The 25,527-nt window shown below is 64.6% G+C and carries 24 protein-coding genes; 13 read left to right on the forward strand and 11 right to left on the reverse strand.

Annotation, left to right across the window (positions count from 1 at the left end):
• Positions 1-2: 2 nt before the first annotated feature.
• Positions 3-2,462, reverse strand: a complete 2,460-nt coding sequence (locus AC1ZV1_RS15950) for a glycogen/starch/alpha-glucan phosphorylase (protein WP_484292550.1) — start codon at positions 2,460-2,462, stop codon at positions 3-5.
• 230 nt (positions 2,463-2,692) lie between these two features.
• Here AC1ZV1_RS15950 and AC1ZV1_RS15955 point away from each other — a divergent pair, with 230 nt between their 5' ends.
• On the forward strand, positions 2,693-3,070 hold the full coding sequence (locus AC1ZV1_RS15955) for a Rho termination factor N-terminal domain-containing protein (RefSeq protein WP_484292551.1): 378 nt from the start codon (positions 2,693-2,695) through the stop codon (positions 3,068-3,070).
• An 11-nt stretch (positions 3,071-3,081) separates the two neighbouring features.
• Here the strand turns inward: AC1ZV1_RS15955 and AC1ZV1_RS15960 are convergent, their stop codons facing one another.
• Together AC1ZV1_RS15960 and AC1ZV1_RS15965 are read right to left on the reverse strand one after the other, a co-directional pair.
• Complete coding sequence (locus tag AC1ZV1_RS15960) at positions 3,082-3,939, reverse strand: SDR family oxidoreductase (protein WP_484292552.1); 858 nt, start codon at positions 3,937-3,939, stop codon at positions 3,082-3,084.
• Positions 3,940-3,978: 39 nt separating this feature from the next.
• Positions 3,979-4,155, reverse strand: a complete 177-nt coding sequence (locus AC1ZV1_RS15965) for a metallothionein (RefSeq protein ID WP_484292553.1) — start codon at positions 4,153-4,155, stop codon at positions 3,979-3,981.
• A gap of 175 nt (positions 4,156-4,330) precedes the next feature.
• Here AC1ZV1_RS15965 and AC1ZV1_RS15970 point away from each other — a divergent pair, with 175 nt between their 5' ends.
• Positions 4,331-4,843, forward strand: a complete 513-nt coding sequence (locus tag AC1ZV1_RS15970) for a DUF4142 domain-containing protein (protein WP_484292554.1) — start codon at positions 4,331-4,333, stop codon at positions 4,841-4,843.
• 10 nt (positions 4,844-4,853) lie between these two features.
• Here AC1ZV1_RS15970 and ligD read toward each other — a convergent pair whose 3' ends face one another.
• From ligD to AC1ZV1_RS15985, 3 genes are all read right to left on the reverse strand, one after another.
• The gene (gene ligD / locus AC1ZV1_RS15975; protein WP_484292555.1) at positions 4,854-7,385 is read right to left on the reverse strand and encodes a DNA ligase D; all 2,532 of its coding nucleotides are present in this window, start codon (positions 7,383-7,385) and stop codon (positions 4,854-4,856) included.
• Between the two features lie 3 nt (positions 7,386-7,388).
• Complete coding sequence (locus AC1ZV1_RS15980) at positions 7,389-7,847, reverse strand: phosphotransferase system, HPr-related protein (protein WP_484292556.1); 459 nt, start codon at positions 7,845-7,847, stop codon at positions 7,389-7,391.
• 125 nt (positions 7,848-7,972) lie between these two features.
• Positions 7,973-9,106, reverse strand: a complete 1,134-nt coding sequence (locus tag AC1ZV1_RS15985; protein ID WP_484292557.1) for a carboxylate-amine ligase — start codon at positions 9,104-9,106, stop codon at positions 7,973-7,975.
• 161 nt (positions 9,107-9,267) lie between these two features.
• On the opposite strand from AC1ZV1_RS15985, the gene AC1ZV1_RS15990 reads away from it, so the two are divergent.
• Together AC1ZV1_RS15990 and AC1ZV1_RS15995 are read left to right on the forward strand one after the other, a co-directional pair.
• Positions 9,268-10,641 carry an iron-containing redox enzyme family protein gene (locus AC1ZV1_RS15990; RefSeq protein WP_484292558.1) on the forward strand — a complete coding sequence of 458 codons (1,374 nt, stop codon included), beginning with the start codon at positions 9,268-9,270 and terminating at the stop codon, positions 10,639-10,641.
• Positions 10,638-11,588, forward strand: coding sequence for a methyltransferase (locus AC1ZV1_RS15995; protein ID WP_484292559.1), 951 nt, complete (start codon positions 10,638-10,640; stop codon positions 11,586-11,588). The genes AC1ZV1_RS15990 and AC1ZV1_RS15995 overlap by 4 nt, the downstream gene beginning before the upstream one ends.
• A gap of 114 nt (positions 11,589-11,702) precedes the next feature.
• Here the strand turns inward: AC1ZV1_RS15995 and katE are convergent, their stop codons facing one another.
• Complete coding sequence (gene katE / locus AC1ZV1_RS16000) at positions 11,703-13,829, reverse strand: catalase HPII (protein ID WP_484292560.1); 2,127 nt, start codon at positions 13,827-13,829, stop codon at positions 11,703-11,705.
• A 298-nt stretch (positions 13,830-14,127) separates the two neighbouring features.
• Between katE and AC1ZV1_RS16005 the strand changes: the two genes are divergently transcribed.
• A complete protein-coding gene (locus tag AC1ZV1_RS16005; protein WP_484292561.1) occupies positions 14,128-14,643 on the forward strand; it encodes a DUF4142 domain-containing protein in 516 nt (171 codons plus the stop codon).
• A 141-nt stretch (positions 14,644-14,784) separates the two neighbouring features.
• On the opposite strand, the gene AC1ZV1_RS16010 is transcribed toward AC1ZV1_RS16005, so the two are convergent.
• Genes AC1ZV1_RS16010 through AC1ZV1_RS16020 form a run of 3 tightly spaced genes read right to left on the reverse strand, consistent with a single transcriptional unit; the run spans position 14,785 to position 16,786 of the window.
• Entirely contained in the window at positions 14,785-15,786 is a 1,002-nt protein-coding gene (locus AC1ZV1_RS16010) for an NADPH:quinone reductase (protein WP_484292562.1), read from the reverse strand.
• A gap of 51 nt (positions 15,787-15,837) precedes the next feature.
• Entirely contained in the window at positions 15,838-16,299 is a 462-nt protein-coding gene (gene alaE, locus AC1ZV1_RS16015) for an L-alanine exporter AlaE (protein WP_484292563.1), read from the reverse strand.
• A gap of 40 nt (positions 16,300-16,339) precedes the next feature.
• On the reverse strand, positions 16,340-16,786 hold the full coding sequence (locus AC1ZV1_RS16020) for a putative quinol monooxygenase (protein WP_484292564.1): 447 nt from the start codon (positions 16,784-16,786) through the stop codon (positions 16,340-16,342).
• 138 nt (positions 16,787-16,924) lie between these two features.
• Between AC1ZV1_RS16020 and AC1ZV1_RS16025 the strand changes: the two genes are divergently transcribed.
• On the forward strand, positions 16,925-17,788 hold the full coding sequence (locus AC1ZV1_RS16025; protein ID WP_484292565.1) for a LysR substrate-binding domain-containing protein: 864 nt from the start codon (positions 16,925-16,927) through the stop codon (positions 17,786-17,788).
• A 35-nt stretch (positions 17,789-17,823) separates the two neighbouring features.
• Here the strand turns inward: AC1ZV1_RS16025 and AC1ZV1_RS16030 are convergent, their stop codons facing one another.
• Positions 17,824-17,955, reverse strand: coding sequence for a hypothetical protein (locus tag AC1ZV1_RS16030; RefSeq protein ID WP_484292566.1), 132 nt, complete (start codon positions 17,953-17,955; stop codon positions 17,824-17,826).
• Positions 17,956-18,242: 287 nt separating this feature from the next.
• On the opposite strand from AC1ZV1_RS16030, the gene AC1ZV1_RS16035 reads away from it, so the two are divergent.
• The 7 genes from AC1ZV1_RS16035 (at position 18,243) to AC1ZV1_RS16065 (ending at position 25,391) form a co-directional block, all read left to right on the forward strand.
• Positions 18,243-19,262 (forward strand): iron ABC transporter substrate-binding protein, encoded by a 1,020-nt coding sequence (locus AC1ZV1_RS16035; protein WP_484292567.1) that lies wholly within the window; start codon positions 18,243-18,245, stop codon positions 19,260-19,262.
• A gap of 60 nt (positions 19,263-19,322) precedes the next feature.
• Positions 19,323-20,861 (forward strand): ABC transporter permease, encoded by a 1,539-nt coding sequence (locus tag AC1ZV1_RS16040; protein WP_484297577.1) that lies wholly within the window; start codon positions 19,323-19,325, stop codon positions 20,859-20,861.
• The gene (locus tag AC1ZV1_RS16045) at positions 20,858-21,961 is read left to right on the forward strand and encodes an ABC transporter ATP-binding protein (RefSeq protein WP_484292568.1); all 1,104 of its coding nucleotides are present in this window, start codon (positions 20,858-20,860) and stop codon (positions 21,959-21,961) included. The genes AC1ZV1_RS16040 and AC1ZV1_RS16045 overlap by 4 nt, the downstream gene beginning before the upstream one ends.
• 97 nt (positions 21,962-22,058) lie before the next feature.
• Entirely contained in the window at positions 22,059-22,826 is a 768-nt protein-coding gene (locus AC1ZV1_RS16050; RefSeq protein ID WP_484292569.1) for a COG4705 family protein, read from the forward strand.
• A 25-nt stretch (positions 22,827-22,851) separates the two neighbouring features.
• Positions 22,852-23,289 (forward strand): hypothetical protein, encoded by a 438-nt coding sequence (locus tag AC1ZV1_RS16055; RefSeq protein ID WP_484292570.1) that lies wholly within the window; start codon positions 22,852-22,854, stop codon positions 23,287-23,289.
• Positions 23,290-23,397: 108 nt separating this feature from the next.
• The gene (locus tag AC1ZV1_RS16060) at positions 23,398-24,063 is read left to right on the forward strand and encodes a response regulator transcription factor (protein ID WP_484292571.1); all 666 of its coding nucleotides are present in this window, start codon (positions 23,398-23,400) and stop codon (positions 24,061-24,063) included.
• Positions 24,039-25,391, forward strand: a complete 1,353-nt coding sequence (locus AC1ZV1_RS16065; protein ID WP_484292572.1) for an ATP-binding protein — start codon at positions 24,039-24,041, stop codon at positions 25,389-25,391. The genes AC1ZV1_RS16060 and AC1ZV1_RS16065 overlap by 25 nt, the downstream gene beginning before the upstream one ends.
• Positions 25,392-25,527 lie beyond the last annotated feature (136 nt).

A 25,527-nucleotide genomic window follows, 5' to 3' on the forward strand; every position in this document is an offset into this window, starting at 1 on the left:
TCTCATTCCCCGCCGACGGGCACCTGCCAGATGTCCTGGGCGTACTCGCGAATGGTCCTGTCCGAGGAAAACCAGCCGACACGCGCGGTATTGAGCATCGAGGCTTTCCACCAGCGCGACGGCTTTCGCCAGAGCTGCTCCACACGCTCCTGCGCGTCCCAGTACGCGTCGAAGTCCGGGCAGACCATGAATCGGTCGTCATGGCGCAGGCTGTCGACCAGTCCAGCGAAGCGCTGCGGGTCATCCGGCGAGAATACCCCGCTGCTGATCGCCATCAGCGCCTCGCGCAGGCGTGGCGACTCGGCGATTTCGTTGTGCATCGCCAGTTCCCCTGCCCGCCTGCGAGACTCCACCTGCTGCGCCTTGAGGCCGAAGATGAACATGTTCTCCGGGCCGATGCGCTCGCACATCTCGACGTTGGCGCCATCCAGGGTGCCGATGGTCAGCGCTCCGTTGAGGGCGAACTTCATGTTGCTGGTGCCTGATGCCTCCAGGCCCGCCGTGGATATCTGCTCGGACAGGTCCGCCGCCGGAATGATGGATTCGGCCAGGCTGACGTTGTAGTTGGGGATGAACACCACCTTGAGCAGCCCGCGCACGGTGGGGTCGGCATTGACCGTGCGGCTGATGTCGTTGGCCAGCTTGATGACCAGTTTGGCCAGCACGTAGCTGGGCGCGGCCTTTCCGGCGAAGATCTTCACCCTGGGCACGCGTTCGGTGGTCGGGTCGTTGCGGATGTCCTGGTACAGCGCCACGGTGTGCAACAGGTTGAGCAACTGGCGCTTGTACTCGTGGATGCGTTTGACGTGCACATCGAACAGCGCATCCGGGTCGACACGCAGGCCCAGGCGTTCTTCGATAAGCACGGCCAGGCGCTGTTTGGCGTTGCGCCGCTGCTGGGCGAAGCGCTGGCGCACGGCGGACTTCTCGGCGTGGGCCGCCAGGTCGCGCAAGCGGCTCTCGGGGTTATCCAGGACGTCGTCACCGAGGGTGTCGACCAGCAGTTCGGTCAGTTCGGGGTTGGTCTGGAACAGCCAGCGGCGGAAGGTCACGCCGTTGGTCTTGTTGCTGATGCGATTCGGGTACAACCGGTGCAGGTCACGGAACACCGTCTCGCGCATCAGTTCGGTGTGCAGCGCAGAGACGCCATTGACGCTGTGCGAGCCGAGAAACGCCAGGTTGCCCATGCGCACGCGGCGGCCGTGGTCCTCCTCGATCAGCGAGACCGAACGCAGCAGGGCGAAGTCGTGGATGTCCTTGGCGCGCAGGGCATCGATATGGAAGGCGTTGATCAGGTAGATGATCTGCATGTGCCGGGGCAACAGGCGTTCCATCAACCCCACCGGCCAGGACTCCAGCGCCTCGGGCAGCAGCGTGTGATTGGTGTAGGACAGGGTCGCCACGGTCAGCTCCCAGGCGTCGCTCCAGTCCAGCCCGCGCTCGTCCAGCAGCAGGCGCATCAGCTCGGCCACGGCGATGGCCGGGTGGGTGTCGTTGAGCTGGATGGCGACCCGCTCGGGCAGGCCGTACACGTCCTCGCCCTTGCCCAGGTGACGCTGCATCAGGTCCTGCAGGGAGGCAGCGACGAAGAAGTACTCCTGGCGCAGACGCAGCTCCTGCCCGGCTTCGGTGCTGTCCGCCGGGTAAAGCACGCGGGAGATGCTTTCCGCGCGCACGGTGTCGGCCACTGCCCCCAGGTGATCACCCGCGTTGAAGCGGTCGAGCTTGAGGGTTTCCTCGGCGCGAGCGCGCCACAAACGCAAGGTGTTCACGCTGGCCGTGCGCCAGCCGACCACCGGCATGTCATAGGCGACCGCGCGAACGCGCTCTAGCGGTTCCCAACGCTGGCGCTCGACACCATTGGCGTCCGGCTCGCTGTAGACACTGCCGCCAAACCCGACGCTGTAGGTGGATTCGGGGCGCTCGAACTCCCAGGGGTTGCCGAAGTCCAGCCAGGTTTCGGTGTGCTCCTGCTGCCAGCCATCGCCGATCACCTGCTTGAACAGCCCGTGCTCGTAGCGGATGCCGTAGCCGTGGGCGGGGATGTCCAGCGTCGCCATGCTTTCCATGAAGCACGCCGCCAGCCTGCCGAGACCTCCATTGCCCAATGCCGCGTCTGGCTCCAGCAGGCGGATGCGTTCCAGGTCCACGCCCAGTTCCGACAGCGCCTGGCGTGCCACCTCGAGCAGCCCGAGGTTGCTCAGGTTGTCGATCAGCAGACGGCCTATGAGGAATTCCAGGGAGAGGTAGTACACGTGCTTGCGCGCGCTGCGATCGATGGCGCGGGTGGTTTCTTCCCAGTTGTCCACCTGGTACTTGCTCGTGGCCAGGGCCACCGCTTCGAACCAGTCATGGTCAAAGGCGTCGGCCGGGTCCTTGCCGACCGCATAGCGCAAGCGGGTAAGCACGGCGTGCTTGAAGATTTCGACTGCCGACTGATCGGGAATGCTGTCCAGGGCCATTGCCGTCTCCTGCTTCTGTCGGTGACTGATTGCCGATGGCGCACGAGGCGCCCCAGTGCATCTGTCCGCGAGGAAAACGCTGAGTTCAGACCTTTTTCCCCACTGGCATGGTCCGTTCATCAGAAACGCCGAACCATCGGCGACGAGTGGTTTCTCCCCACTGTGGCCCGCGCTGGCGGGCCGGGCGCTCGACGAGCGTGCTTCGACGCAACAGAGAAAGGAGAACAGCCATGCCACGGGGCGATAAAGACAAGTACACCGACAAGCAGAAGCGCAAGGCCGAACACATCGAGGAAAGCTACGAGAGCCGTGGCGTCCCCAAGGACGAGGCAGAAGCCCGCGCCTGGGCCACGGTGAACAAGCAGTCCGGCGGCGGTGAGCGCTCGGGCGGCTCGGGCCAGAAGAAGAGCGCACCGGCCAAGGCGGCCTCGCGCCGCAGTTCGGCCAAGCGCGCCGTGGCCACCAAGCACGGCGTGCAACGGCCTGACCAGCCGCTGGAATCCATGACCAAGGCCGAACTGCTCAACCGCGCCCGAACCCGGCATATCGCCGGTCGTTCGAGCATGCGCAAGCAGCAGTTGATCGAGGCGCTACGGAGCGCAGCCTAGTCTTCATCCGCTCAGCCGTTGACCACCGTCCCGCCGTTGACATGCAGCACCTGGCCGCTGACGTAGGACGAATCGCTGCTGGCGAGGTAGACATAGGCCGGGGCCAGCTCTTCGGGCTGCCCTGGCCTCCCCATCGGCGTGTTGGTGCCGAATGTCGCCACCTCCTCGGCATCGAAGGTCGAAGGAATCAGGGGTGTCCAGATCGGCCCCGGCGCCACGGCGTTGACACGGATACCGCGCCGGACCAGGTTCATGGCCAGCGACCGGGTGAACGAGGTGATCGCGCCCTTGGTGGATGAGTAGTCGATCAGCTTCGGGTTGCCCTTGTAGGCGGTGATCGAGGTGGTGTTGACGATGGTGCCGCCCTCACCCATCAGCGGCAGTACCGCCTTGGTCAGCTGGAACATACCGAAGATATTGGTGCGGAACGTTCGCTCCCACTGCTGCTGCGTGATGTCTTCCAGACACTCCTGCGGATGCTGTTCCCCGGCGTTGTTCACCAGGATGTCCAAACGCCCCCAGCGCTCCTCGACGCGGCGCGCCACCTCTGCGCAGAAGTCCGCATCGGCGACATCACCGGACATCTCCAGGCATTGCTGGCCGAGGGACTCGATGATCTGGCAGGTCTTGAGCGCATCCTCGGACTCATCGAGGTACAGCAACACCACATCGGCGCGTTCGCGGGCGAAAGTCACCGCGACGGCACGACCGATGCCGCTGTCGCCACCGGTCACGATGGCGACCTTGCCCGCCAGTTTGGCGGCAGCACGGTACTCGCCGGAGACGAACTCCGGCTGCGGACGCATTTCTTCCTCCAGACCTGGCTGCTGGTCCTGGTGTTGTGGCGGCAGGGTTTGGGTCTCGCTCATGAGGTTCTCCTTCGATGCACCATGGCATCAGGGATGGGTTCAACCACGCGGGGGCTTTTGCTGGCCGCAATGGCAGTGCGCGTCCTGACAGTGTTTTTCGCCATCCGGATGGCCGTCGGCACAGGCCTGACAGCAGTAGGCGCGGCCTTCTCGGTAAACGGCCGTCGCTCCCAGGCTGCAGGTGCAGCCGGGGCAGGAGCAGCGTTGTTCGTTCATGGCGGGTTCCTCCAAGAGTTATCGACTCACTGGGTAGGCCGAAGCCCGGAAGCTTGGTTCAGGCTTTTTCACCAGTGGTTCAGCCGCCGACCAGCTTTTCTGAACCGTGCGCCGAGGGAGGCGTCGACTGCGGGAGTCACTCAGCCAGAAACCCCCGAAAGAAGGAGAAACTCCCATGATGACTCCCGTCGCATCCTCGCTACTGCGCGGGTTGCTGCTGGGCCTCGCAGTGCTCGCCGGCAGCACCTTCGCAGACAGCAAGGCCGATGAATCTGCCTTCATCTCCGACGCCCTGACCAACAGCCAGCAGCAGCTCGCTCGCGCCCAGCAGGCACTCCGCTACGGCAAGACTCTGGCCGTACGCGATCAGGCCCAGGGCGTGCTGGACGAGCATTCGGCGATGCTCCGCGACCTGCAGACCCTGGCGCAGAAAAAGGGGGTGCCGGCGCAGAGCGATGCCCCGTTGAAGCCGGAGAACAGCCAGGCGCCGCTCACCGCCAGCGAACGCTTCGACCATGACTATGCGGTGGCACAGTTGCAGTCGTGCAAGGAAGCGGTGCACGCCTTCGACCGCATGAGCAAGGAGGGTACAGACGCCGATCTGCAAGGCTTCGCTCGTCTCTGGCTGCCGATGCTCTATCACCAGCGCGAGCTGGCGGACCAGTTGGTGGCCTCGCAGGCCCCCTGAACCGCCACGTTCAGCCTTGCAGTTGCTCGATCATCCGGCGCGTCAGACGCTGCTTCGTATTGGCCCAGTCCGCCCACGGATCGGCCGCTGCCAAACGCTCGTCGACGTTGGCGATCGTCCACTGATTCGCGGCCTCGAGCGAGGCAAGTTCATCGCGACGAACCGGGACGGACACCGGCAATCCCTCGCGCGCCCGCACCGACCAGACGCAGACCGTGCTGGCACCGCGGGTGTTGCGCAGGTAGTCGATGAAGATTTTCCCCACGCGGTTCTTCGGCCCGGACACAGCGCTGAAACGATCCGGCATCAGGCTGGCCATATGCCGGCTGATGGCATGGGCGAAGTCCTTCACCTCGTCCCAGCTGTGACGCCGCTGCAGCGGTACGAGGATGTGCATGCCCTTGCCGCCGCTGGTTTTCAGGTACGCGGAGAGTCCGAGCTCATCCAGCAGCGTCAGCGTCAGCTGCGTCGCCTCGATCATCCGCTGCCAGGGCAGTGACGGGTCCGGGTCAAGGTCAAGGACGAAGCGGTCAGGTTTCTCCAGATCATCGAGGGCGGCGTTCCAGGTATGCAGCTCCAGAGCGCTCATCTGCGCGGCCCCCACCAGTCCCTTGGCCGTGGCGATCCGCAGCAGTGGCGCATGGCCCGGATCGAGTTTCGGATCGAGCGGCTGCGCGCCGGGGATTTCCGTGCGCGAGGCATGGCGCTGGAAGAACTGCTCGCCACCGACACCATCCGGTACGCGCACCAGCGACACCGGGCGGTCAGCCAGCCAGGGCAACAGGCGCTCGGCGGCCTTTTCGTAGTACTGCGCCACGTCGATCTTGCGCAGCTGGCTGGCAGGGTCGATCACTCGCTCGGGATGGGTGATGGTCACGCCCTGGAGGATGTTGTCCGATGTTCCCTTCGCCGTCTTCGCGCCGGCTCCACGCGCGGCCTTCTTCGGTCTCTCCTCGACGATAGCTTGCACCGGTTTGTCACTGCGCAGGCCATGGAATACCGCCTGGCGCACCAGACCCTCGCGGGTCATTTCGGCGAAAGCGACTTCGCACAGCAGCTCCGGTCGCAGCCAGGTCACGCCCCTGGCGTCGGCGCCCTTGGGGGCCTCTCGCAGGGGACAGGTCTTGCGCTGCAGCGGTTTGAGCTGCTGATGGAGGGCTTCAAGGCTCGCTGCGCTGAAACCGGTTCCGACCTTGCCGGCGTAGCGCAGCGCGCCATCCTGGTCGTGCAGGCCGAGCAGCAGGGCACCGAAGTGCGAACGCGAGCCTTTGGGCTGGCTGAAACCGACAATGACGAATTCCTGCCGGCGCTTGCACTTGAGCTTGATCCAGTCGTGCGAGCGTTTTTCGGCATAGGGGCTGCCGGCACGTTTGCCGATCAGCCCTTCCAGGCCGAGACGACAGGCGCTGTCGAGGATGCTGCGCGGGTCGTCGGTGAAGTCCTCCGAGTAGCGCAACGCTTCATTGTCATTGCCGCGCAGCACTTGCTGTAGCGCCTGGCGGCGTTCCTCCAGCGGCTTGCCGCGATAATCCGTGCCGTCCAGCCAGAGCAGATCGAACAGGGTGTAGTGGATTGGCGCGGAGACATTGGCATCGAAGGCATTCTGCAAGCGCTGGAAGTCCGGGCGCCCCTCCTCGTCCATCACCAGTATCTCGCCGTCCAGCCAGGCGGACTGCACGTCAAGCGCCGCCAACGCCTTGCTCAGTTCCGGAAGCTTCTTCGTCCAGTCGTGGCCATTGCGGGTCAACAGCCGAACCTTGCCGCCATCGAGGCGAGCCAGGAGGCGGTAGCCGTCGATCTTGATCTCGTAGCGCCAGTCGCCGGGAGGTGGCGCGTCCACCAGCGTGGCGAGTTCCGGGGACATGGCGTCGGGGAGCTTGGCATGGCTCGTCGTCGTGGCCTTTTTCTTCACCGCTTCGGCCGCCTTGCCGCGCTTGACTGGCCCCCGCTTCGCCGGGGAAGAGTCGCTGGGCAGCGATTGCCCGGTCACGACACTCAAGGGTTCCTCGGCGAGGATGTCGAAGCGCGGATAATCCCGCGCCTCGCCATCGCGGCCCTTGATCAGGAACCATTGGGGCTGACGGCCCGCCATACGGGTTCGCACCAGATTCCAGCTGCCAGCGAGCTTGCTGCCCTGGAGGCGGAACTTCAGATGGCCGTTCTCCAGGCCCTCGTGGGGATCGCCGATGGGCGTCCAGCGGCCCTCGTCCCAGACGATCACGTCGCCCGCACCGTAGTGTCCTTCGGGAATGTGCCCTTCGAAACGCGCGTAATCCAGCGGGTGGTCTTCCACCTCGATGGCCAGGCGCTTCACGCTCGGGTCCAGGCAAGGGCCCTTGGGTACCGCCCAGCTTTTCAGCACCCCATCCAGCTCCAGACGAAAGTCATAGTGCAGGTGGCTGGCGTCGTGTTTCTGCACCACGAAGGCGTATTCCCCGGCATGGCTGCCCGGCGTGTCACCGCTGGGCTCGGGCGTACCGCTGAAGTCACGCTTGCGAGCGTACTCCTTCAGGGTCTGATTCGGAGTGGCGGCGCGTGCCATGGGTCACTGCTCCTCGTCGGGATCGGTGTCATCCCAGGGTTTGCCGTCCAACGGGTGTACGCGGCCTTCCTCGGCCTCATCCAGGCCGATGCCACCGCCGATCTCGCTTTCGCGGCGGATGTGCAGCTCCTTGTCCACCGGATTGCTGCCGGCCGGCTCGAGCGGCGACTCGGTACCATCCTCGTCGATCAGGGTTTCCGGGGCCAGATCGTCCATGCTCACGCCATCTTCCACGGCGCTGTCGCCCAGGGTCTCGCCACCGGTCTGGCCCATCTCGCGGCGGCGGGGCGCAGGAAACTCGCGTTCCACCTCTTCGGGCGAACGCTCGTCGCCAATGCGTCCTTCGGGGGCCTTCTCGAAATCCAGCTCACGCACGCTGCCCATGCGGTCTTCGGTGTCGTCGATCTCGATGTGCTGAGGGTTCGGCTCTTTCTGCGCGGAGTTCTTGGCGGAATGGGTCATGGCATTGCCTCCAGGGCTGGGTGGTCCGGTGTGCATTCACGCCGGTTGAACCGGGGCCCGGCGCTGGAGTTCAGGTTTTCTGCCGGGAGGATCGGTCAACAATGGAAGTCATCCGGCAGTCGGCCTCAGGTTGCCGAACCGGCAGCCAGCCGGTTCTCAGCCAGCAGATGGCGCACCACGGCGACCAGCGCAGACGCCTCGGTGTGCCCCTCACCACGTGCCGATTCGTAGGCCATGCGCTGCCGATCCGCGCTGTTGCCTTCCTCGATGATCCTGGCGGCGCGGGCGAACGCTCGCTCGCTCTCCTCGCCCTGCCAGGACCCAAGGGTTTCCTGCGCGATCTGGAGCCACTCCCGCGCGCTGACCACCTGATCCCCCTCCAGCAGGAAGCGTCCCGCGCAGCCGTGCCGCCGCGCCTGCCAGAAATTCTCCGCCAGCAAGGCTCGCTGCCAGGCCGGCTTTTCCGGTTCGCGTGCCTCCCGCGCGTGGCTGACCAGCAGGCGGAACAAGCCGGCGATGCACAGCGCATCGTCGATCCGCGGACAGGCGTCGGGAATACGCAGTTCCAGGGTCGGGTAATTCGCTGAGGGCCGCAGGAACCACCAGGCGTGACCCGGCTCGTGCATCAGGTTGTTTTGCACGAGCACTGCGATGTAGCGCCGCCACTGCGACTCATCGGCGAATTGCGCGGGCGGCCCCATGCGCGGCCACTCCCCGCAGAGCGACTGGCGATAGCTGGCCAGCCCCGTGTCGCAACCGCCCCAGAACGGCGATGACGCTCCGAGGACGAGCAGCAGCGGCATCCAGGGCAACACGCGGTTCATCACATGTATCCGGTCGATGCCACGCACCTCCACGTGGACGTGCAGTCCGCAGAGCAGACTTTGCCGCGCCACCACGCCCGCCTCGTCGAACAGTTGCTGATAACGCGGGCGGATCGGCGCTGACTGACGGTGCAACTGGGTGAAGGGATGGGACGCGACGCATAGGGTTTCCAGCCCGTGGGATCGGGATATCGCGCGCAGTCGGCGGCGGCGGTCGCTCAGGAACGCGGCGGCCTCGTCGAGCTGGCGCAAGACCGGGCTGACCAGTTCGTACTGGCACAGGAAGATCTCTTCCGCGACCTCGTCCCCCAGCACGCCACGGCAGGCATGGGAAAAGCCCGCAGGCACCTCACGAGCGAGGTCCAGGCTGGCAGGGTCCAGCAGGAAGAACTCCTCCTCGATGCCGAAGCGGGGCAATGCGGAGCGTGCTGGCATGGCGAACCTCGCGGCATGGCGGTTATGGCTGGGACGCGGGCTGGCGGGTGGCGTTCAGTCTTTCCGCCATTCGCCCCTGCGCTTGGGCGTTTACTTGAAACCTTTGTCCGCCCGCTCACTCGCAAGAGTAAGTCGCCCATTTTTCGCACGAGGAACCCCGCATGACGCCACCCGCCTCCCGGAATGCTGTCGCCTCGTACCGCGAGCACTGCTCCGTCCGCGATCTCTATCATTCCCTGCTGCGCTCTCCACAAGACTGCCTGGAGCGCGCTGCCAGCTTTCTCGAGGCGCAGATGGAGCTTCGCAGTGCCCACGACGACGATCTGCCCAACGACCCTCAGCGCTGGGCCGACTGGCTGGCCAACCGCACCGCGCGCAGCGCACAGGGCTACGCCACCTACCTGAGCGAGCGCCGGGAAGGCGCACCGCGTCGGCACTTCGCCCATCGCGCCCATGCCCTGCACTTCCTCCAGGCCATCGCTCCCACCAAACGGGTAGACGGCGCCTGGCTCTATGGCGTGCTTGAACACTGGAGCGATCCGCGCCTGCTGCCACTGGTGCATACCTGCCTGGAGGAGCTGGGCCATGGTATCCCCGCGCGCAACCACGTGCTGGTTTACGAGCGCCTGCTGGACAGCCTGGGTTGCGACGCACCGCCCGACCTGAGCGACGCGCATTACCTGCAAGGTACCCTGCAACTGGCGCTGGGCTATCTGGCGGACGACTACCTGCCCGAAGTACTGGGCTACAACCTGGGATACGAACTGCCTCCGCTGCACCTGATGATCACCAGCTGGGAGCTGCGCGAGTTAGGTATCGACCCGCAATACTTCCGCCTGCACATCACCATCGACAACGCTGCCACCGGTCACGGCCGCAAGGCATTGCAGGCGCTGGAGGCCAACTTGCCGCAGCTGGCTGATCGCGACGCCTTCCTGCGCCGCGTGCACGCCGGCTACCGGCTTAACGATGCGGGGCTTTCCAACCGGCAGTTGCTCGATGGCTTCAACCTGGAAGCTGAAGTGGTCGCCATGCTGGAGCGCAAGCGGCCCCTCGCCAGGCAGATGCATGATGACCGAGCGCGTATCGGCGGGCGTACGGTGAACCAATGGCTGGCCGGGCCTGGACGCATGGGCGAGTTTCTTGTCGCGCTGCAGCGCCAGGGGTGGATAAAGCGCCATCAGGACCCGGGCCACAGCCGCCTGTGGAATCTGGTCAGTGGCGACAGCGCTGCCATGTTCGGTGTGTTCAATCCCTACGAACGGCAGCTGCTGCATGACTGGATTGCCGGCGACTGGAGCGAGCCAGCGCAGCACAATCCCTGGAGCGGCAGCGAAAAAGCCAGTGCCATCCCCCATCCGGTGCGCTCGGATTTCGCCGCGGAGGAGCGCGCTCTGCTCAATGAGCTGTCGTGCCTGTCGCCTCGCAGCCGCCTGCATCGCCTGGTCGCCCTCATGGCTCCGCACCGCCACTGGACACCCGCCGGACTGCTCGCGACGCGCCTCTACACCCATAAACTGGGGATCGAACCATGACGACTTTCTTCGACGCGCGGCTGGAAACGTTGATCTCCCTGGGACAGGAGTTGCAGGCGCAAGACTACCGCTTCACGACCGTGACGCCGGCAACCCACGCTCGAATCAACGCCCGGCCGGACAACCAGGTGGCCGATAACCTTCAGGGCGTGTTCGGCTGGAGCCGGCTGTTCCCCGATGCGCTGGTCAGCGAGCGCGTGCTCGCCCTGCTGGAAACTGGCGGACTGTTGCAGCGCCAGGACAGCAGGTGGCGCAGCGCCGTGCGCTGGTCGAGCCTGGACAATCAGCTGTTCGCTCACTCCGCGTACCCGACAGTGGAGGCCGATGCGGTGTTCTTCGGCCCGGACACCTACCGCTTCGCCCGCGCGCTGCACCAGTACTTCCAAGGCGGCGAGGCAGGCCACGTGCGCCGCGCCGTGGACATCGGCTGCGGTGCTGGCCCCGGCGCCATCCTCATCGCACAGGCTTATCCGGACGCTGAAGTCATCGCCGCAGACATCAATCCGCGCGCCCTGGATTTCACTCGCGCCAACGCCTGTCTGGCCGGCATCGATGACCTGCAGATCCGCCAGAGCAATCTCCTGGAGCGCATCGACGGGCAGTTCGACCTGATGATCGCCAACCCGCCCTACCTGCTCGACCCGGACGAACGCACCTACCGCCATGGTGGGGGGGAACTGGGCGGCGGCCTGTCGTTGCGCATCGTCGAAACCGCCCTGCAACGCCTGAACGTCGGGGGCACCCTGCTGCTCTATACCGGCGCCGCGGTGGTCAACGGTGAGGCCCCCCTGCGTCGGCAGCTGGCCGCACTGCTCGCCGATCGGCCGGTGAGCTGGCGTTACGAAGAGATGGACCCGGATGTGTTCGGCGAAGAGTTGGACAGCCCGGCGTACCAGCAAGCCGAGCGCATTGCCGCGGTGACATTGACGCTGAAGCGTTTGGCGTAAAACCACCCGCCTCTGCTGGCGCGTAGCCCCGCAGCCTCGCTCAGGACACCGTCCTTACTGGTAGCGGGTACATCCCGGGAGAGGAGCCGGAGGCAGGCTCCTCTCCCGGGCCTGTCAGGCCGGAATCTTCCCGACCTGCGCCTCGCGCGCCCAGATGCGATGCTGCTTCAGCGCGGACTCCAACGCGCCGAACACATCGCCGGCAGAGCCGCCCTGTACCACCCCCTCATCGACCGGAAGACCGAGTTGTCCCGGCAGCGCCTGTGCATCGCCTGCGAAGGCCAGGGGCTTCAGGTGCTTGTAGGCTTCCAGCAGGTAGTGCAGCGCACGGCCATCTCCGCCCATGGTCTGCACCGATGTTGCCCCACCCGGGACGAACACCGCGTCGAAGGCCACTGAGGGCAAGCCGTCCCAGCTCGCATCGGGGACCAGTTCCGTGCCGCCTGCGGTCTTCACCGGCGAAGCGCTGGGCCCGATCAGCTTGGCGCTGGCACCGGCCTTCTTCAGTGCGTCACGCAGATCGCTCACATCGCTCTCGTTGACGCCATCGGCAATCAGGATCGCTACCTTGCGCGAGCGGATATCGCCTGCCAGGAGATTGACCTGGCTGAGCGCAGGCGAAGGCGTGGGCTGCGGCACCTTGCCCGGCGTGTGGGTGACCTTCACACCGATCTGGCCAGCTACCTTCTGCGCGAGTCCGGGGCAGATATTGGCGAGGATTTCGTTCACCTCGCGTTCGCGGATGGCCATGCGCTCCACCTTCGACAGCTCGAAGGCATAGGCCGACGCCACATGGCCCTGCTCCGCCTCGCTCAAGCTGCGATAGAAGAGCGCCGCCTGGGTGAAATGATCCGCGAAGGAGTCCGCACGCACCCGCACCTTGGTGCCGGTCATGGGTTCGTGGTAGCTGGTGAACCCGCCCTGACGCGCGGCCGGTGGGGTTTCCTTCGGCCAGCCGTCATCAATGGAGTTCGGCTCGTAGGCCGCGCGTCCTTTGTGCACCATGTGCTGGTGCAGGCCATCGCGCTGATTGTTGTGGAACGGACACAACGGCTGGTTGATCGGGATCTGGTTGAAGTTCGGCCCGCCCAGGCGCAGCAGTTGGGTATCGGTGTAGGAAAACAGTCGACCCTGGAGCAGCGGGTCGTTGCTGAAGTCGATGCCAGGCACGATGTGGCCGGGGTGGAAGGCGGCCTGCTCGGTCTCGGCGAAGAAGTTGTCCGGGTTGCGGTTGAGCACCATGCGCCCGAGCAGCTTCACCGGCACCAGTTCCTCGGGCACGAGTTTGGTGGGATCGAGCAGGTCGAAGTCGAACTTGTCGGCATCGGCCTCGGGAATGACCTGCACACCCAGCTCCCATTCGGGGTAGTCGCCGCTCTCGATGTCTTCCCACAGCTTGCGGCGATGGATATCCGGGTCCTTGCCGGCCAGCTTTTGCGCCTCGTCCCAGACCAGCGAACAGACGCCGGAGCTAGGCCGCCAATGGAACTTCACCAGCGAGCTGTCGCCGGCGGCATTGATCAGGCGGAAGGTGTGCACGCCAAAGCCCTGCATGTGCCGAAGCGAGAGAGGAATGGCGCGGTCCGACATGGCCCACGTGACCATGTGCGCGGATTCCGGGGTGAGCGAGACGAAGTCCCAGAAGGTGTCGTGGGCCGACGCGCCGGTAGGGATCTCGTTATGGGGCTCCGGCTTCACTGCATGGACGAAGTCGGGAAACTTGATGGCGTCCTGGATGAAGAACACCGGCATGTTGTTGCCCACCAGGTCGTAGTTGCCCTCGTCGGTGTAGAACTTCACCGCGAAACCGCGCACATCGCGCACGGTGTCCGCCGAGCCGCGCGGGCCCTGTACGGTGGAGAAGCGCACAAACACCGGCGTCTGCTTGCCGGCCTTGCCCAGGAACGATGCCTTGGTCAGCGAGCTCCAGTCCTCGTACGACTCGAAGAACCCATGGGCCGCCGCACCGCGAGCATGGACGATACGCTCGGGAATCCGCTCGTGGTCGAAGTGGGTGATCTTCTCCCGCAGGATGAAGTCTTCCAGCAGTGACGGTCCGCGGTCGCCGGCGCGCAGGCTGTTCTGGTTGTCAGCGATGCGCACATTGGTATTGGTGGTCAGCGCCTCGCCAGTGGCGTCTTCACGGTAGCGTTCAAGGTCTTCCAGTTTTTCATTGGTGTTGCCCCGATCGATCGTCTCGGTGCCCGCCAATCGGCTCTTCTTTTCGGTGGGTTTGGCCACGGTGGTTTCCTCCTCATCAGGATTCGAATCAGCGCGCGACATGACAGAACAGTCGCGCCTCGATCTATCTGATGGGACAGGCCTGCCTCTGAGAGTTCATATATTTGCTCGGCCTGCACCCAGAGCGCCCAGCTGCACCACGCCTGCTGCCCTCTGTATCTGCTGATGGTCCCGAGCTTCGCTTCGCAGGGCCCCATTCGTTCGCAACCGTTCATCCCCAGCACTGAACGCTCCGCGGCCAGCCCCGTCATCCGGACATGCCCCTGCTCGCGGGGCTCATCTGACAAGAGGAATCACCATGAACCTGACAACCCATCTGCGAAACGGACTACTGTGCGCCCTCGTCTTCGCCTCCGCCCCGTTGATGGCAGAACAAAAGTCCGCACAGGACCAGCACTTCGTCAGCGAAGCCTCCGCCGCCGGCATGGCGGAGATCGATGCAGCAAAACTGGCGCTGAAGAAGAGTCAGTCTTCCGACGTGAAGACCTTCGCACAACACATCATCGATGATCACGAAAAGGCCAATGCCACGCTGAAGGAGCTCGCCGCCAAGCATCAGTTGAAGCTCGCCGACAGCGCCAGCCTGACCAGCCAGGCAAAAGCCAAGGTGCTTGACGTACGCGAGGAATCGTTCGACGCAGCCTATGCCAACAACCAGGTCGGCGCTCACGAGGAAGCGCTGAAGGTCTTCACCGACGCCGCGAACAATGCTGCCGATGCGGACATCAAGAAATTTGCCCAGGAAACCCTGCCAGTGCTCCAGCAGCACCTGGAAATGGCGCAGGACCTCGTCAAGGCACACCCCTCCAAATAGGCCTGAAGTGGGCGCCAACAGGGCTGACCTCTTCGCGTCCACGGGGTTGAATACTGGAATCGGGAGCGACGAGGATTGAGTCCATTTGCCAATGCCAACCTTGCAAGCGTGACTCGCCGCTCTGAATCAGCGAACGAGGCCTCACAGTATTTCGCTCGAGACCTCGACGAGGATTTTGCCGATCAGGGCGGAGGACTCCATTGCATCATGGGCGTCGACAATCTGGTCCAGGCGGACCTTCATGCCGATTTCCGGCCTGTAGGCTCCCTCGCTCAGGCACTGCGTGATGTCGCGAATAGCCATCAACTTGTCCGACAGTGGCACGCTGTAGATGTACACGAAGCGATAGACGATGCCTTTTTTCATCGCCTCGAGCATCGGAACGGATACGGCATCGGTGGCGCGCCGGAGCGCATAGGCACTGACCACTGCACCGGCCGACGAACAAGCCAGGCTGGTGGCAGCATTAGCCGTCAGGTCCACGTCCACAATTCGATCAACGCCCTCGCCATCCGTCGCCCCCTTAACCATGTCCACGGTGCTCTCGCGGTGCCGATCGATGATCAGATCCGCGCCAGCAGCACGTGCCACGGCCGCTTGTGCGGCGTTTGAGACCGTTGTGGCCACCCAGGCGCCTGACCACTTCGCCAGCTGGATTGCGGCGCTTCCCACGGCGCCCGCACCGCCATGGACGAGCACCCGCTTGCCCCGAATACGCCCATCGGCGAGCAGGCAACGATGCGCAGTGAGCGCTGCGATGCCCAGGGTAGCCCCCACGTCCATGCGGATGCCCGCTGACAACTCGACTGCCTTATGGTTGGGCACCACCACATACTCTGCGGCCGTGCCATTCGGGCTACCTTGCTGAGCTTCATAGACCCACACGCGTTGCCCTATGCGCTGGGCTGACACACCGGGACCAACACGATCAATCACACCCGCACCATCCTGGTGGGGGATAACCCGTGGGTAGGGCATTGATGCCGAGAAGCCCGTGCGCGCCTTGATGTCGCTCGGATTAAGCCCCGAGACGGCAATGCGCACCCGCACTTCGCCCACACCTGGGACGGGTTCAGCGACCTCGCCAACCTCCAGCACATCCCGGGCACGCCCCTGTCTGCGGTAATAGGCTGCTTTCATCATTGTCTTTCCTCAGGCGCCTGGGCGATTGCCAGTGCGGTTGATGGCGACCATTCAACTGTTCAGCGACATGGGTTTCTCCCCGCCGGCCGGCAGTCCAAAAAGCTTGCGCACCCAATTGAGAAATGCGCCATAGGGGCGGCCCAGAACGAGCATCATCACGGCCGCACCGAGCGTGCCGCGCACCAGGCCATCTCCCGATGCGCCGCTACTGGCGATGATCACGGCGTAGATCGGCACCTGGAAACTCAGCAGAGCAAGACTGTCCCAAAGCAGCCTGGACATCCGCCGCTCGGTGGCGCGCTTCATCACCCAATCCCGCCACAAGCCATAAGGCCTCGCAACGGGAACCATCAGCACCGCTCCCAGGAGCCGGGCGTGAAGCACCTGGTCCCACGCCATGCCGGCAAGGAACCGCTCATTGATGACCCCGGTGGTGGTGAAAAAGAGGATCAGCGCAGTGGTGTCGGCGATGAATGCAGTGTGGCGCTTTTTCTGCGGTGAGCGTTTAAGCAAAACATCTCTCCTGTCCTGGCTTCATGAGGCGAAAAAACAGCTACCTGCCAAACAGTTCCTTGACCAACAGCACATCGACCCGATGCACCTGGGCTGGATACGCAAGAATCTCGTTCATCCGGGACCTGTCGCGGAAAATGTCTCCACCACCGCCGGCAACATGCGCGTCGCGCCCGGCAATACTCGGGAACGCCTCGAAAATGCCGAAGGTGGTTGCCGAGTACCGGATACCAAACCATGGCCCTGTCGCAGGCTCGCCGAGCACGTATCCGTAGATGTCACGCAGCATCTGGATAACGGCCCCCTCCTTGCCCGGGCGCGCCTCGATATGGATGTAGAAGGCCTTCGGCCCTTCCTCGCCATTTTCACCGCGCACTTCCACACCTCGATGGAGCTGGACGCCGTCGGAATGTTCATCGCCCCGCTCCGGGCCTGGCGAGGTGACGAGGTTTTCTACGATGAAGCTGGGAGCTTTAGGGTCTGACATTGCCTTATCCTCCACGTGCAGATTCGTGTTCCCGATCTCCCGGAGTCTCTGTTCGCCTTCAGCGGAGAACAATTGCGATCTCGACAACTGCCTTTCGGAAAGTGAAAGGCTCAGCGATGGATATTGGAGGATCCCAGCATGCGGCTACCCTCGCTCAGGTCTCTGGAAGCGGCGCTGGCCGTCGCCCGCCTTGGCAGCCTCGCGGCTGCGGGTGACGAAATTGCCATGTCGGTACCGGCGCTGAGCCGGCGTATCGCACAACTGGAGTCCGACCTGGAAGTCCGCCTGTTCGACCGGGTACCGAGGGGCGTGGTCGTCACCCCGGCAGGCGAGGCCTTTCTGGCCCGAGTTGCCCCTGCGCTTGCCGAACTGCGGCATGCCAGCCATGACGCCAGAGGTGAGCATGACCATATCGTGCGGCTCTCGACTGTCCCTACCTTCGCCACACGCTGGCTACTTCCCCGGCTCAGCCGATTCGAACGCGAGAACCCCGATATTGAGGTCGACGTCCAGACCTCAGCGATTCTGGAAGATCTCGATGCCCAGAACCTGGACGCGGTTATCCGCCTCTCGACGGCAACAGCCACCCCCACAACCGCTGCGCTGGCAATTCATCTCTACCCTGTCTGGAGTCCGGATCACATCAGCGATATCGCTGGCGCCGCAGATCTTCTGCGCCACCGTCTATTGGGACCGAACCATCGCCCGGAATTCTGGGCGGAATGGCTGAACGCGCATCAACTCGATAACGGGGAGGTGCGCATCCGTCCTATCGACTCCGCGCTGCTTTACGAACGCGCCATGCGCGGAGATGGAGTTGCCATCGGCATAGAACCGTTGGTGACCCCATTGATCGAACAAGGACGCCTGGTGGGCCTGACCGACCATCGCGTCAGCTCCACGCGAGCCTTCAATCTGATTGAGCGCGGCGGCCAGCTCTCACGACCGGCGCAACGCGTTCTGTCGTGGTTACGCAATGAGTTCAAGGATCAATCGTTGTAAAGCAGCTGTAGGCAAGTGACTGCCTCTCACCCGCCTCAGCGATCGATCAGACGCAGACGTTCCCAGCCATATTGGATCCCTGACTGCGCGCAACTGGCTTCGTTGGCGCCGACGCTGGCCTTTTCGCCGGCGTTTTTGATTTCCGCCAGGGAAACGATATTCGGCAAGACTGGCACTGGGATGAGTGCTGGCAGAGAAAGACGCCGAGCAGAAGGTGGATGACGCCTTGGAACCACGCCAAGAATCGGGCCCGTGCCGAGCGTCGGCGGTGCTGTCTCAGGGCCCGGGTCGATCACCGAATCCGTCGCCGACACCGATCAGCACCCACGGATCAAATGAGAACGACAATTTTTTAACAGCCTCCGCGCCAATATCGCCGCCAGTCTCGAAAGGCGCGTCAACCCAGGCATGGGTCGGTGCGTCGTATGGAATGCATTTACTGGAGCGGCGTTTGATGAAATTGTGCGGAGCCTCGCTGGTTATCCTGGTTGCGGTCGGAAGCGCTGCGTTGCTGGGGGCCGGTACATCCTGGGCAGGCTCGGATGACGACGGGATCGTGGTCTATGACGCCCAGCACGAGTCGCTGACCAAGGCCTGGAGCGAGGGTTTCACCCGCGATACCGGGATCAAGGTCACCCTGCGCAAGGGCGACGACATCGAACTGGGCAACCAGATCGTCCAGGAGGGCCAGCATTCGCCGGCCGACGTCTTCCTGACCGAAAATTCCCCCGCGATGATGCTCGTCGATCACGCCGGACTTTTCGCCCCGGTCGATCCGGATACCGTCGCCCAGGTCGCCGCACCCTTCAGGACAGCCGAAGGCCACTGGGTCGGCATCGCTGCCCGCTCCACGGTCTTTGTCTACAACAAGGATCGGTTGAAGGAATCCGAGCTGCCCAAATCGCTGCTCGAACTGGCCGAGCCGCAGTGGATCGGTCGATGGTCCGCCTCTCCGGCCGGCGCTGACTTCCAGGCCATCGTCGGTGCCCTGCTGGAGCTCAAGGGCGAGGCCGCCACGCTCGACTGGCTCGACGCCCTGAAAGCCGGCGCCCGCAACTACCGTGGCAACAACGCCGTACTCAAAGCCGTGAACGCGGGACAGATCGACTCCGGCGTGATCTACCACTACTACTTCTTCGGCGACCAGGCCAAGACCGGCGAGAACAGCAACAACACCGCCCTGCACTACTTCAAGCACAAGGATCCCGGTGCGTTCATCAGTCTGTCCGGCGGCGGCGTTCTGGCATCGAGCAAGCACGCCCGCGAGGCGCAGGCCTTCCTGAAATGGATCACCGGCCCGAAAGGCCAGGCCATTCTCCGGGACGGCAGTTCCTTCGAATACGCCGTGGGCGATGGCGCGGCATCGAACCCGAAGCTGGTCCCACTGGATCAGCTGGATGCACCCGTCATCGACGCATCGCGACTGGACAGCAAGAAGGTCGTGGATCTGATGATCCAGGCGGGCCTGCTCTAAGTGACGGCACAACAGTTCGAGCCCGACACGCACCTGCGTCGCGCCACAGGCAGGACGTCGCTGCGGCGCTGGCGCAACGGCTCTGGCCAGGTCTGGGTGTTGGCAGCAGCGCTGCTGGTGTCGGCCTTCGCGTTGCTGCCGCTGGTCTTCGTGGCGACGGCGGGCTTCCAGGCCGGCATGCCGCTGATCTCCAAGCTGGTGTTCCGCCCGCGGGTAGCGGAGTTGTTCTACAACACCGTCCTGCTCGTCGTGCTGACCGTGCCGCTGTGCGTGTTCCATGGCATCGCGATGGCCTGGCTGACCGAGCGCACTACTCTCCCGGGCAGACGCCTGCTGTCTCTCCTGGTGGTGGCTCCGCTGGCCATCCCCGCCTTCGTTCACAGCTATGCGTGGATCAGTCTGGCGCCCTCGATCCACGGGCTGTTTCCTGCGGTGCTGGTCTCGGTGATCGCCTACTCGCCGTTCATCTACCTGCCTGCCGCCGCCACGCTGCGGCGGCTCGATCCGGTGCTGGAAGATGTCGCCGAATCCCTGGGGGACAAACCGCTCAAGGTGTTCCTGCGCGTCGTGCTGCCACAGCTGCGCGTTGCGATCTGGGGCGGTTCGCTGCTCGTCGGCCTGCACCTGCTCGCGGAATACGGCCTGTTCGCGCTGATCCGTTTCGACACTTTCACCACCGCCATCTTCGACCAGTTCCAGTCCTCCTTCAGTGGCCCTTCGGCGAACATGCTGGCCGGAGTTCTGGCCCTGGGCTGCCTGATGATGCTGAGCCTGGAGTCATCCACACGGGGCTCTGCACGTTATGCACGCATAGGCGCTGGTAGCCCGCGAGCGCCCCGGCAGTACCGACTGAGCGGGAGATCCGCGGCGCTGATTCTGATTCTGTGCGCCGCCTTCACCGCTGCCGCGCTGGGGGTTCCCCTGTTCACCCTGGGCAAGTGGCTCAAGGCGGGCGGCATCGCCGTCTGGAGCTCGCATGAGCTACTGAACTGCCTGGGCCAGACCCTGCTGCTGGGCGCCGGCGGAGCGCTGCTCACCACCGTCGCCGCCGTACCGATCGCCTGGATTTCCGTCAGAGCGCCGAGCCGCCTCCAGCGCCTGCTCGAAGGCAGCAATTACGTGGCCAGTGCGCTGCCAGGCATTGTCATCGCGCTGGCGCTGGTCAGCGTCACGATCCGCTTCGCCCGGCCGCTGTACCAGACGGTCTTCACCGTGCTGCTGGCCTATGTGCTGATGTTCCTGCCGCGCGCACTGGTCAGCCTGCGTGCGGGGCTTGCCCAGGCGCCGGTCGAACTGGAGAACATCGCCCGCAGCCTCGGCCGCACGCCGATGCAGGCGCTGTGGGGCGTCACCATTCGCTTCGCCGCGCCGGGTGCTGCGGCGGGCGTCGCGCTGGTGTTCCTGGCCATCGTCAACGAGCTCACCGCGACGCTGCTCCTGTCGCCGAGCGGCACCTCGACGCTGGCCACCGCCTTCTGGGCGAAAACCAGCGAGATCGACTACGCCGCGGCAGCGCCCTATGCGCTGCTGATGATCCTCCTCTCCCTCCCCTTGACCGGGATCCTCTACCACCAATCCAAGCGAGTAGCAGGTCGATGAGTACTCTCGAACTGAAGTCCGTCTCCCGGTTCTTCGGCACCTATGCAGCAATCGAGAACTTCAGTCTGTCCGTGGCCAGCGGCGGCCGGGCGGCGATCGTCGGGCCGTCCGGCTCGGGCAAGACCACCCTCCTGCGCCTGATTGCAGGCTTCGAGGTGCCCGACCTGGGGACGATCACGCTCGATGGCGTGACGCTGGCCGGCGGCAGCACCTTCGTCCCGGCCCACCGGCGCGTCATCGGGTATGTCCCGCAGGACGGCGCACTGTTCCCGCACCTGTCGGTGGCGGAAAACATCGGCTTCGGGCTGCCCAAGGGCATGGAGAATCGCGAAAAGCGCATTCATGAGCTGCTGGACATGGTTTCGCTGAGCGCAGCCATGGCCACGCGCTGGCCCCACGAGCTCTCCGGCGGACAGCAGCAGCGCGTCGCGCTGGCCAGGGCATTGGCGCAGAGCCCGAAACTGATGTTGCTCGACGAGCCCTTCTCCGCCCTGGACAGTGGGCTGCGCGTGTCCATGCGCAAGGCGGTGTCGAAGGTCCTGAGCGACGCCGGCGTCACCGCCATCCTGGTGACGCACGACCAGGAAGAAGCGCTGTCGTTTGGCGACCAGTTAGCGGTCATTCGCCAGGGGCGCCTGGTCCAGGCCGGCGCGCCGAAAGACCTTTACCTGCGCCCCGTCGACGAGGAAACGGCCGCATTCCTGGGGGATGCCCTGGTGTTCCGCGCCCATGTGCAGAACGGCTGGGCACGTTGCGCACTGGGCAATGTGATCGCGGGTGACAGCGCGCTCAACGGCCATGCGCAGATCCTCCTGCGCCCGGAGCAGCTCCACCTGAGCCGTAGCACGATAATCCCGAACAGCACCGACGGTTGCTATGGCGTGGTGGTGGGCAATGATTTCGGTGGCGACAAGTGCACGGTGATGGTCCAGTTGGAGGCACCGCTGTCCGAAGACGAGTTGACGATCCCGGTCAGGGTGCCGGCGATGGACTGCCCGGAACCGGGCACCCGCGTGCATATTCTCGTCAGTGGCGCCGCGCACTCCTTCGCCGCGGATCGTCTGGGCCAGCTGCGCAACGAGCACCGAGAGCGCCGGTAATACCGGCGCGATCCGTCTGCGGCCTCAGTCTCAGCTAAGTTTCGCCCCGTAGGCTCTCTTTCACGCCAACTGACGCGCCGCCGAAGAGACGCTTCCCATGAATTCCAGCACGAAAGCCTATTGGCTCAACAAGGTCCCGGAGGTCACGCTGGCCTTCTGGGTCATCAAGATCATGTCCACGACCGTCGGCGAAACCTTTGCCGACTTCCTCGCCGTGGATGCCGGCCTCGGCCTGGGCATCACGACCGTCGCGATGGCCGCTCTCCTCGCCATCGCGCTGACCCTGCAATTGCGCACTCGCGCCTACACACCGTGGATCTACTGGCTGACGGTCGTCGTGGTGAGCATCCTTGGCACTCAGCTGACCGACATCCTCACCGACGTGCTCGATGTCAGCCTGTATCTCAGTACCGCCGTATTCTCCGGTCTGCTGGCGATCAACTTCGGCGTCTGGTACGCCATCGAGCGCAACCTGTCGATCAAGGAAATCGTGACCCCGCGCCGTGAGCTGTTCTATTGGACAACCGTGCTCTGCACCTTCGCCCTGGGCACCGCCGCCGGAGACCTGGCGACCGAAGCGCTGAGCATGGGCTTCACCGTGGGCACCCTGCTCTTCGGCGCCCTCCTCGCCGGAACCTTCGCCGCCTGGAAGCTCGGCGCCAACGTCATCCTGGGCTTCTGGACCGCCTACATTCTGACCCGCCCCTTCGGCGCCTCGCTCGGCGACCTGCTCACCCAGGCCAAGACCTACGGCGGCCTCGGCATGGGGGCCACCTGGACCAGCGCCATCTTCCTCTGCGTGATCCTGATTCTGGTCGCCGTCGCCCAGCTCGGCGTCAACAACGGCAAACGCATCCCCCAATAACGCTTACCTGTTCAAGGAACCCTCCATGACCTATTTCAAGAAAATCGTCTGCAAGGTCGCACTGGCCTCGGCCATCGCCCTGCTTGGCCTGGCGGCCGGCTGCAGCAAGCACGATGAACCCAGGACCGCCGCGAGCCAGCAGGCCAACGCCGGTCAACGCCAGGCGACCCAGCTCGGCGACCTGTCGGAGTTCCGCAGCATCGCTGCCGACGTCACCGCCCTGGTGGACAAGAACGAGCTGGAGAAAGGCAAGGCCCGCATCAAGGACCTCGAACTCGCCTGGGACAGCGCAGAAGCCGGGATCAAGCCCCGCGCCGTCAGCGATTGGCACGCCCTCGATAAGGCCATCGACCGCGCGCTCGACGCCCTTCGCGACAGCAGCCCGCAGCAGGCGGCCTGCAAGGCCGCCATGGACGACCTGATGAAGACCTTCGACATGCTCCAGGGCCAGCACCCCGCGTAATTCTCGACAGGCCCTTCCCTTCCAGGGCTATCGTCTCAAGGTATCTTCCCTGCACGGCAGCCATGGTGGTTGCCGTGCATTGCGCATTCAGGAGCCCGAGGTCGGAACATGCGAATACTGCTGGTCGAGGACGACACCATGATTGGCGACGCCGTCGAGGGCGCACTCAAGGACGCCGGCTACGCGGTCGACTGGGTAACCAACGGCCTGACGGCGCTGTCGGCCCTCAGCACCCAGGCCTATGACCAGGTCCTGCTCGATCTCGGCCTGCCCGGGCGCGATGGGCTGGGCGTACTGGAAAGCATCCGTTCGCAGGACAACCCCGTCCCGCTGGTCATCATCACGGCGCGGGACAGCCTCGAGGACCGACTTAGGGGACTGGACGGCGGCGCTGACGATTACCTGCTCAAGCCATTCGAGATGGCCGAATTGCTCGCACGCATGCGCGCGGTGATGCGCCGCAAGGGCGGGACCGCCTCGCCCATGCTCGGCAATGGCGTGGTCTCGCTGGACCCGGTGGCAAAGCTGGCGAGCAGCGCGGAGGCCCGGGATGTGCAGCTGTCCAACCGCGAGTTCAGCCTGCTCCAGGCGCTGCTGATTCGCCCCGGCGCGATTCTCTCGCGCAGCGATCTCGAAGACCGCATCTACGGCTGGGGCCATGAAGTCGAAAGCAACGCCATCGAGTTCCTGATCCACTCGCTGCGCAAGAAACTCGGGGCCCAGGTCATCCGGAACGTAAGGGGAATGGGATGGATGGTTTCCAAAGGCGAATGAAGGAGTCCGTGCAATTCCGCCTTTCCCTGGCGCTGTCGGTGACCATCCTGATCGTCGCCCTGCTGGCGAGCGTGTTCGCCTTCGTGGCGGGCTATCAGGAAGCGCTGGAGATGCAGGACAACACCCTGAAACAGGTCGCCGCGCTCGTCGAGCGTCAGCAGATGACGCCGCACTACCCCACCCATACCCCGGCGATTGCTGGCGACAACGAGGAAACACGGGTCGTCGTGCAGTACCTCGCCGACAGCGCCATCGCCCCCGCGGCGAATGACAGCAGTCTGCCGCTGCCGCTTCCGAGCAGCCTGCCGGATGGATTCTCGACGGTCAGCGTCGGCGGCGAGGAGTTTCGCGTGCTGGTCAGGACCACCATGGCCGGACAGCGCGTCGCCATTGCCCAGGAGACCGAGAGCCGTGACCGCGATGCTCGCGAAAGCGCACGACGCGGCGTGATTCCCTTCGTGATCCTGATTCCTGTCCTGCTGCTTGTGGTGGCCGACCTGATCCGCAAACTGTTCCGCCCCATCGCGACGCTTTCCGCCGAGATCGATCAGCGCGATGAGCAGGACATGGCGCCCATCGACGTTCGTCACCTGCCCACCGAAGTCCGCTCCTTTGCCCTGGCGATCAATCGTCTGCTTGCACGCGTCGGCAAGTCCATGGAGTCCCAGCGCCGCTTCGTCGCCGACGCGGCCCACGAGCTGCGCTCGCCGCTGACCGCGCTGTCGCTGCAGGCGGAGCGCCTGTCGGCCACGGAGATGTCCGAGCTGGCCAGGGAGCGGCTGGGCAAGCTGAGACAGGGCATCGACCGCGGCCGGAAGCTGGTCGACCAGTTGTTGGCCATGGCGAGTGCGCAATCGTCCACCACCACGGCGCACGCGCCGATTTCGGTGCACAAGGTCTACCGCGCCGTGCTGGAGGATCTCCTGCCGGTGGCCGAGAAGAAGCAGATCGACCTCGGCGTGGACGGCGCCGACTGCGAGATCGTGATGAACGAATTCGACCTGCAGACCCTGATCAAGAACCTGGCCGACAACGCGGTGCGTTACACCCCCGTCGGCGGCCGGGTCGATCTTCGCGTGCTGCCCGAGGGTGAGGCGGTGGTCCTGCAGGTCAGGGACACCGGGCCAGGCATCCCCGACGCCGAGCGCGAGCGGGTTTTCGACGCATTCTACCGGGTGCCGGGCAGCGATGAGATCGGCTCTGGCCTGGGCTTGTCCATCGTCAGGACGATCGCCAGCCGGGCCGGTGCGACCCTCGAACTGGACTACACGGACAGCGCCTCGAAGACCGGGCTGTGCGTCTCCCTGCGCATGCCACGATCCACCTGAAACCGGCGCCCACAGCGGGTGGCAGGATGACCGCCGGATCGTCCTGCCGCTCGACTGAACCGGGCCTGTGCGCCCCTCAGGCTCAGCTAAGTCTTCCCTCGTACTCTCGCCGCTCACGCCAATGATCGTCCACGAG

The organism is Pseudomonas sp. BB438, from assembly GCF_057180225.1.

What these genes read in the sequence shown, in the direction of transcription:
- AC1ZV1_RS16055 (WP_484292570.1), top strand. Translation starts at nt 22,852, where the DNA reads ATGACCTATTTCAAGAAAATCGTCTGCAAGGTCGCACTGGCCTCGGCC.
- AC1ZV1_RS16045 (WP_484292568.1), top strand. Translation starts at nt 20,858, where the DNA reads ATGAGTACTCTCGAACTGAAGTCCGTCTCCCGGTTCTTCGGCACCTAT.
- AC1ZV1_RS16060 (WP_484292571.1), top strand. Translation starts at nt 23,398, where the DNA reads ATGCGAATACTGCTGGTCGAGGACGACACCATGATTGGCGACGCCGTC.
- AC1ZV1_RS16020 (WP_484292564.1), bottom strand. Translation starts at nt 16,786, where the DNA reads ATGTCAGACCCTAAAGCTCCCAGCTTCATCGTAGAAAACCTCGTCACC.
- AC1ZV1_RS15960 (WP_484292552.1), bottom strand. Translation starts at nt 3,939, where the DNA reads ATGAGCGAGACCCAAACCCTGCCGCCACAACACCAGGACCAGCAGCCA.
- AC1ZV1_RS15955 (WP_484292551.1), top strand. Translation starts at nt 2,693, where the DNA reads ATGCCACGGGGCGATAAAGACAAGTACACCGACAAGCAGAAGCGCAAG.
- AC1ZV1_RS15970 (WP_484292554.1), top strand. Translation starts at nt 4,331, where the DNA reads ATGATGACTCCCGTCGCATCCTCGCTACTGCGCGGGTTGCTGCTGGGC.
- AC1ZV1_RS15990 (WP_484292558.1), top strand. Translation starts at nt 9,268, where the DNA reads ATGACGCCACCCGCCTCCCGGAATGCTGTCGCCTCGTACCGCGAGCAC.
- AC1ZV1_RS15995 (WP_484292559.1), top strand. Translation starts at nt 10,638, where the DNA reads ATGACGACTTTCTTCGACGCGCGGCTGGAAACGTTGATCTCCCTGGGA.
- AC1ZV1_RS16050 (WP_484292569.1), top strand. Translation starts at nt 22,059, where the DNA reads ATGAATTCCAGCACGAAAGCCTATTGGCTCAACAAGGTCCCGGAGGTC.
- AC1ZV1_RS16005 (WP_484292561.1), top strand. Translation starts at nt 14,128, where the DNA reads ATGAACCTGACAACCCATCTGCGAAACGGACTACTGTGCGCCCTCGTC.
- AC1ZV1_RS16035 (WP_484292567.1), top strand. Translation starts at nt 18,243, where the DNA reads ATGAAATTGTGCGGAGCCTCGCTGGTTATCCTGGTTGCGGTCGGAAGC.
- AC1ZV1_RS15965 (WP_484292553.1), bottom strand. Translation starts at nt 4,155, where the DNA reads ATGAACGAACAACGCTGCTCCTGCCCCGGCTGCACCTGCAGCCTGGGA.
- ligD (WP_484292555.1), bottom strand. Translation starts at nt 7,385, where the DNA reads ATGGCACGCGCCGCCACTCCGAATCAGACCCTGAAGGAGTACGCTCGC.
- AC1ZV1_RS15980 (WP_484292556.1), bottom strand. Translation starts at nt 7,847, where the DNA reads ATGACCCATTCCGCCAAGAACTCCGCGCAGAAAGAGCCGAACCCTCAG.
- AC1ZV1_RS15950 (WP_484292550.1), bottom strand. Translation starts at nt 2,462, where the DNA reads ATGGCCCTGGACAGCATTCCCGATCAGTCGGCAGTCGAAATCTTCAAG.
- AC1ZV1_RS16025 (WP_484292565.1), top strand. Translation starts at nt 16,925, where the DNA reads ATGCGGCTACCCTCGCTCAGGTCTCTGGAAGCGGCGCTGGCCGTCGCC.
- AC1ZV1_RS16065 (WP_484292572.1), top strand. Translation starts at nt 24,039, where the DNA reads ATGGATGGTTTCCAAAGGCGAATGAAGGAGTCCGTGCAATTCCGCCTT.
- AC1ZV1_RS15985 (WP_484292557.1), bottom strand. Translation starts at nt 9,106, where the DNA reads ATGCCAGCACGCTCCGCATTGCCCCGCTTCGGCATCGAGGAGGAGTTC.
- AC1ZV1_RS16010 (WP_484292562.1), bottom strand. Translation starts at nt 15,786, where the DNA reads ATGATGAAAGCAGCCTATTACCGCAGACAGGGGCGTGCCCGGGATGTG.